This is a genomic window from Gilliamella bombi (assembly GCF_900103255.1).
GTDB classification, from domain to species: domain Bacteria; phylum Pseudomonadota; class Gammaproteobacteria; order Enterobacterales; family Orbaceae; genus Gilliamella; species Gilliamella bombi.
This window is the reverse complement of record NZ_FMWS01000077.1, coordinates 1-6,738: the sequence shown is the minus strand read 5'-3', so window position 1 is coordinate 6,738 and position 6,738 is coordinate 1. Positions and strand designations below refer to the sequence as shown.

The window sequence follows — 6,738 nt, the reverse complement described above, 5'->3', positions numbered from 1 at the left end:
GTTATTGGTGGGAGGTGTTGTAATATATTTTAATAATAAAAATGAACTTAACATAATTTTAGATACTATTGTAAAGTATGTCTTGCAAAGCTTGATAAACCTAAAACTGAATTTATTGCAAGGAGCATTTATCCCCCTGTAAGTGATGATTTTGAAGATTTAACAGAATAATACTAATTCATTGAAAACCTAAAGCTCGCAATTGCGGGCTTTTTTTATGTCTGGAGAAAACTATGGAAACATTTCACTGGCCAGTTTCGCCGAATATGAGTGAAAAAGCTGAGCCGAGGATAAAAACCATTAAGCTTGGCGACGGCTACGAGCAACGAATTAAAGACGGCATTAACAACGACTTGCGCTCATACAGTGTCACGCTAAAAGTATTGCGAGAAGATGCGCAACACATCAATGACTTTTTAACACGGCAGGGCGGGCTTCACGCATTTAAATGGAGAGAGCCGAACTCGCACAGATTAATAACAGTTAAATGCCCAAGTTGGACATCTAACGTTATGAACAAAGTAACAACAATAACCGCAACATTCGAGGAGGTAGTCGCATGATCCCCAAAAAAATGCTACTTGATATCACAAAAATAGCACAAGATGCGATTGTTGATTTGTATGAAGTCGATTTAACTAAAATTGTGGGTAATAAAACAATATTTCGATTTCATAATGGATTAAATGAGCTGAGACGACCGATTACATGGCAGGGTAATATCTATGAGCCATACCCTATTAAAGTAGAGGGTTTTCAAAAAAACGGGCAGGGCACTAGTAACCGCCCGACAATGAGCGTTAGCAATGCGATGGGCTTTATTACTGGTCTGATTGCTGATTTTGATGGTTTACTTGGCGCAGTTGTCACCCGTCACGAAGTGCCTGTTAAATACTTAGACGCTGTTAACTTTGAAAATGGTAATCAATATGCTGACCCGTTTTGCGAAATCATCTCTAATTATGTCATTGAACAAGTTAAACAACAAAATTCAATGGTTGTTACGTTTGAATTAGCGTTGCCGTGTGAATCAGACGGGGCACTAATTCCTGCTCGTGTGATTATTGCGAATACGTGCAGTTGGATATATCGCTCATCAGAATGTGGTTACACAGGTGGACCTGTAGCTGATGAATTTGATAAACCGACAAACGATATTACTAAAGATAAATGTAGCCGTTGTCTAAATGGCTGTAAGCTTCGTCATGGCCAACACGGTATTCTTCCTTTTGGTGGTTTTCCAACTGCCGCAAAACTCTCTTAATTAATTATGAAAACACAAATACTTAATCATGCAATTTCTTGCGGTGAGGCTGAGTGCTGCGGATTTGTTATTGATAATAAATCCTATCTGCCATGCAACAACCTTTCACCAACACCAACCGAAACATTTGAAATATCGCCAGACGATTGGATTAGAGCCGAACAACAGGGCGAAATAACTGCAATTGTTCACTCTCACCCAAACGGCTTACCGATACTCAGCCAAGCCGACCAATTTTATCAGCAACAAACAGGATTGAGTTGGTGGCTAGTTTGCGATAACCGAATTCATAAGTTCAGGTATATCAAGCCGTTACTAGGTCGTGAATTTAATCACGGCAAGACTGATTGCTTAACACTGGTGCGTGACGCATACATGCTAACTGGTATTGATTTGCCGGACTATGAACGGAAAGACGATTGGTGGCATAACGGGCAAAATCTCTACTTAGATTTACTACCTAAAAATGAGTTTGAACAAGTTGAAGACGTTCAAGAAGGCGATGTTATCTTGGTTTGCCTTGGCTCAACAACTCCCAACCATGCTGCTATCTACATCGGCAATCAATTCATTTTACATCATTGCCCAAATCGTCTCTCTAAACGGGATTTATACGACGGGTTTTGGCTTAAATACACACATTCAATATGGAGGCATAAAAAATGGCAATTGTCAGGCTTTACGGCAATCTTAAACAATATGGCGATAAGTTCAATCTGAATGTAGAAACAGCAGCAGAAGCATTGAATGGCTTGTATTGTCAAATCAAAGGCTTGAAAAAGCAAATCATGGACGGCTATTTTCGGGTACGAATTAACGGCGTAGATATGAACGATGACAATTTACAGTTTGGTCTACACAGTCGAATTCCACAAGATGCCGTTATTCATATTGTCCCCCAAGTTGCTGGAGCTAAAGGTGGTTTTTTAAGCGCTATAGCAGGAGCGGTCATGGTTGTTGTTGGTGCGTGGACTGGTCAATATTGGTTAGTTGGAATGGGCGTCGGGATGATGGTCGGCGGTGTGGCCATGATGCTAACCAAATTGCCAAAAACGGACAAATCAGCAGACGGCGGTACTAATAAAAATACCTATTTTTCTAATCTGGACAACACAATAGCACAAGGTGCGCCAGTACCACTTTGCTACGGATTAACCAAAATCGGCTCTAAAGTACTATCACAAGGGCTTGAAACATTAGACGACGCAACGAATACAGATAAAAAACCAACAACACCAATCCCGTGGGCGGAAATCATAAAGGGGAAGAAAAATGGGTAAAGGTTCAGGAAAAGCAAAAACGCCAAAGGAAGCGCAGGATAACCTCAAGTCACACCAACAGCTTAGTATTATTGATTTGTTATGCGAAGGACAGATAGAGGGTCCAGCAAACGGTCTACAAAGCATATTTTTAAATGATACACCAATTCAAGCCCCCGACGGTTCGTACAATTTTAACGGCGTTAATGTTGAATGGACGGCAGGCATTCAAGCGCAAGCACCGCTTGAGGGATTTCCTGCAACCGAAAATGAAGTGCCTGTTAATTTGGAAGTAAAAGCAACAACGCCTATTGTGCGCACTATTACCGACCCAAACATTGACAGAGTGCGGATTACGGTTGGGGTGCAGTCGTTAAGTTCAACCGATAACAAGGGAAATATTAACCGAACCTCAGTATCAATGGAAATTCAAATCGGTGTGGGCAGTATATGGAAAACGGTAAAAAAGGTTGATTTAATCGATAAAAAAACACGCTCGCAGTATTTAACTTCTGTTATTTTAGATGATTTACCACCGAAACCGTTTAATATTCGTGTAGTTCGCAGAACGCCAGATAGTACATCATCACTGTTAGTTAATAATACGCTATGGAGTTCGTACACTGAAATTTACGATACTAAATTTTCATACCCGAATACCGCAGTTGTTGGATTAAAATTCGATTCATCGCAGTTTAGCGGTGTACCTCGTCGTAACTATCTCATTAAAGGGATGATAGTTAAAGTGCCTGATAACTACACTCCCGAAACGAGAGAGTATAAGGGCTTTTGGTCGGGTAATTTTAAATTGGCTTGGACCAATAATCCTGCGTGGATATTTTACGATATTTTGACTAATGCACGTTACGGTATGGGTAATCGAATTGGTCAATTTGGTGTTGATAAATTTGCGTTATACACGATTGCTCAATACTGTGACCAACTAGTCGATGATGGATTTGGCGGCAAAGAACCACGATTTACCTGTAACTGTTATATCACAGAGCAACGTCAAGCGTATGATGTGATTCACGATTTGTGCTCAATATTCCGAGCCATGCCGATTTGGGATGGGACACAATACACGGCAGTAATGGACAGACCGAGCGACCCAGTTGCTATTTATTCAAATGCCAATGTTGTGGAGGGGCAGTTTAACTACACATCAGCAGCACAGAAATCACGACATACGGCTGTGCATGTGCGTTATATTAACCCCAGTAACAACTGGGAGCCGACAACTGAGTACGTTGCCGACGATGAGTTAATCAAACGATTTGGGCTGAATGTAGCGCAAATCGATGCCTTTGGTTGCACGTCGAGAGGACAGGCTCATCGAGTTGGGAAATGGCTAATTCAAACTGAAAAACTCGAAACACAAACGGTTACGTTCAGTGTGGGTCGTGAAGGTATTCGTCATTTACCCGGCGATATTATCGGTATTGCCGATAACGATTTTTCAGGCACTACAATCGGTGGACGAATTTTAGAAGCAAATGGTAGCACGATTACGTTGGACCGTGATATTGACATTAAGAACATGAAAAGTGCGTATTTAAGTGTGACTGATACAAATATGCAGCTACAAAAAGTCAAAATTCAAGCGCAAGTTAAACCAAATCAAATTGTTTTGGAGAATAGTGTTAGTGTTGATGAGTATTCTGTCTGGGGCTTATATGACAATAAAATCAAACCACGCTTGTTCAAAGCAATAACCATTGCTGAAAACAGTGACGGCACTTACTCAATCACTGCGTTACAACATGAACCGCAAAAGGAGGCGGTTGTTGATAACGGGGCTAAATTCGAAGCAGAAAGTGGCACTATTTTTGGCTGGTCAATCCCACCCGTTGAACAACTGCAGGCTGAAATTATCCCCGAATCTGATTTATATCAAGCTCGCTTATCATGGTCCACGCCTCGCACGATTCAAAACCTGAAATTTGAGGTAAAAATCTATCGTGATGATAAATTGATTAGCAGGGAAACGGTTAATGATACCGAGTATTATTTATCAGACCTGCAACAAGGCAAGTTTATCGCAACTGTTAGAGGGGTAGCGGAAGATGGACGATTAGGCGATGAAACTACGATTGCTTTTTCGATTCTGCCGCCAGCTAAACCATCGGGTTTAGTGTTAACACCAAGCAGCTTTAACGTAGCAATTCGACCAGTAATGACTTCTGTATCGAGTTTGGGTACACAATTCGAATTCTACAAAGGTACGACCAAAGCCGAAGTTGAAGCGAAGCGTAATTATCTTGGTCGAGCGATGACGTTAACTGATGTTGATTGCCAGCCAGATACTGAATACTGGTACGGCGTGAATGCAGTTAACGTAGTTGGTCGCTCAGAGATGTTCATTGCTAACACTCGGACATTAATTGCAGAAAATGGGGCAGGTGGATTATTTAGGATTCAAACACATGACGGTAAATTTCCGACTAATAATGATGATGCTACTCAAATGTTTTATCGTGAATTTGGGTTTTATCCAGCTCGTGATACAACATTAATTATCTACTCATTAGATGGTGCGGGGAAAGTAGCACACTCTGAAGCAAGAATGTACAACGGTGCGTATTGGGTTGAGCCGGCCATGTTTTTAGATGGTGATTTAATTGCAACAGGGACAATGAGAGGTGACAGATTAATCGCTGGCACCGAAATCAAAGCACCGTTAATTACGGGTGGCAGGATGGTTGCGGGTAATGTTATCAGTGCAGGTAATCCTCCAACTTTTGAATTACTAGAAGACGGTACGCTAAACGCTAGACGAGCTAACATCTCAGGCAATATTTATGCGAATTCTGGGCAATTAAACAATGTTGTGATTAATGAGAACTGTCAGATTCAAGGAAAATTGACAGCAATGCAAATTGTCGGTGACATTGTAAAAATGCACACGTGTAAAAAAAATGGCTCTGTTACTATAGCACCTGAACCGTTCGAACGAGAATTAGTTATAATGCCAGTGACGTTAGTTGCTGTCAGGCATCGGAACAATGGGGGAAGCGGTGATAGCTTGCATCCAGACTCTTGGGATTTGGGCAGGCTGGATATTACTATTAGAAAAATTTCGCACCCAGCTCCTGCGCGTCACAGATTAGAAACGACGGTTCTTAACCCAGTTGTCAGCGAGATGTTTTTAAGATCAATACCCGCCAACGAAACTCTTGTTGTTAGCACGCAAACGCCAGATAAATATAAAGTATCTGGCATACCGAATTCCATCACAATAATGACATTGAAAAAATAACAACCGCTCATGTAGCGGTTTTTTTTATTTTAGGAGCAAATATGGCAAAAATATCAGGAGTATTAACAGACGGTGCGGGTAATATTATTAACAACTGCACAATCGAGTTATACGCAAAAAAAACAACAAGCAAAGTACTAACACAAACACAAGCATTTCAAGTCGCAAATAATGGCAGTTACACAATGAACGTGTTGCCGTGTGATTACGATGTGAAGCTGATTATAAATGGGTTTCCGCCGAAAAAACTGGGCGCTATTCAAGTATTTTCAGATTCAAAAGATGGCACATTAAATGATTTTTTACTGAATCCGTTGGAGAGTGAAATTACGCCAGAAATACTGCAACAAGTTATCGATGCTCGTAATCATGCAAATAAATCTTCTGAAAAAGCGTCAGATTCAGAAAGAAATAGCAAAACATCTGAAACGAATGCAAAAGTTAGTGCTGATAATGCAAAAGCCAGTGAAAATAATGCGTTTAACAGCGCACAATCAGCAAGCGAATCAGCAACAACGGCAACTAATGCTAACTCATCAGCTAAATCGTATTCAGATTTAGCAAAATCATATGCAGATAGTGCGAGTTCATCAGCTACAGAGTCACGTAACTCAGCAGAGCAATCTAGTAATAGCGCAAATGCGGCTAAAGTGTCGGAAGACAAAGCTAAAACATCTGAACAAAATGCTAAAAAATCAGCAGATGATGCTAAAAATTGGGCGTCTACTATCGATAATTCAAATTTTATCAAAAAAACAGGTGAAGAAAACCAGTCAATTAATGGCTCATTAGATGTTAAAAAATTAACTGAACAAGGGCAACGTGTTTACTCTCCAAATAATAAACCAACCGCTGATGATATTGGTACTGTTCCAGCCATTAAAGAGGTTGTTAACGACTCACCTATTTACAAGGTGGGTGCTCACATAGTTGTAAAAGACATGATTGGCGACCAA

Annotated in this window: 5 protein-coding genes and 1 pseudogene; all 6 read left to right on the top strand. The window is 40.6% G+C overall.

Annotated elements, in window-relative coordinates; all coding sequences use genetic code 11:
* The first annotated feature begins 233 nt into the window (after positions 1-233).
* Positions 234-563, top strand: coding sequence for a phage tail protein (locus B9N71_RS11880; RefSeq protein WP_085166064.1), 330 nt, complete (start codon positions 234-236; stop codon positions 561-563).
* A complete protein-coding gene (locus tag B9N71_RS11875; RefSeq protein ID WP_208610509.1) occupies positions 560-1,264 on the top strand; it encodes a phage minor tail protein L in 705 nt (234 codons plus the stop codon). The genes B9N71_RS11880 and B9N71_RS11875 overlap by 4 nt, the downstream gene beginning before the upstream one ends.
* A 6-nt stretch (positions 1,265-1,270) precedes the next feature.
* Complete coding sequence (locus B9N71_RS11870; protein ID WP_370738316.1) at positions 1,271-1,984, top strand: C40 family peptidase; 714 nt, start codon at positions 1,271-1,273, stop codon at positions 1,982-1,984.
* Positions 1,927-2,544: a tail assembly protein gene (locus B9N71_RS11865; protein WP_085166062.1), complete on the top strand. Its 618-nt coding sequence runs from the start codon at positions 1,927-1,929 to the stop codon at positions 2,542-2,544. Before B9N71_RS11870 ends, B9N71_RS11865 begins: the two co-directional genes overlap by 58 nt.
* 253 nt (positions 2,545-2,797) lie before the next feature.
* A pseudogene (locus B9N71_RS11860) lies at positions 2,798-5,782 on the top strand (TipJ family phage tail tip protein); the annotation flags it as partial.
* Between the two features lie 41 nt (positions 5,783-5,823).
* Positions 5,824-6,738: prophage tail fiber N-terminal domain-containing protein (locus tag B9N71_RS11855; RefSeq protein WP_208610508.1), on the top strand; the 915-nt coding region annotated here is incomplete at its 3' end.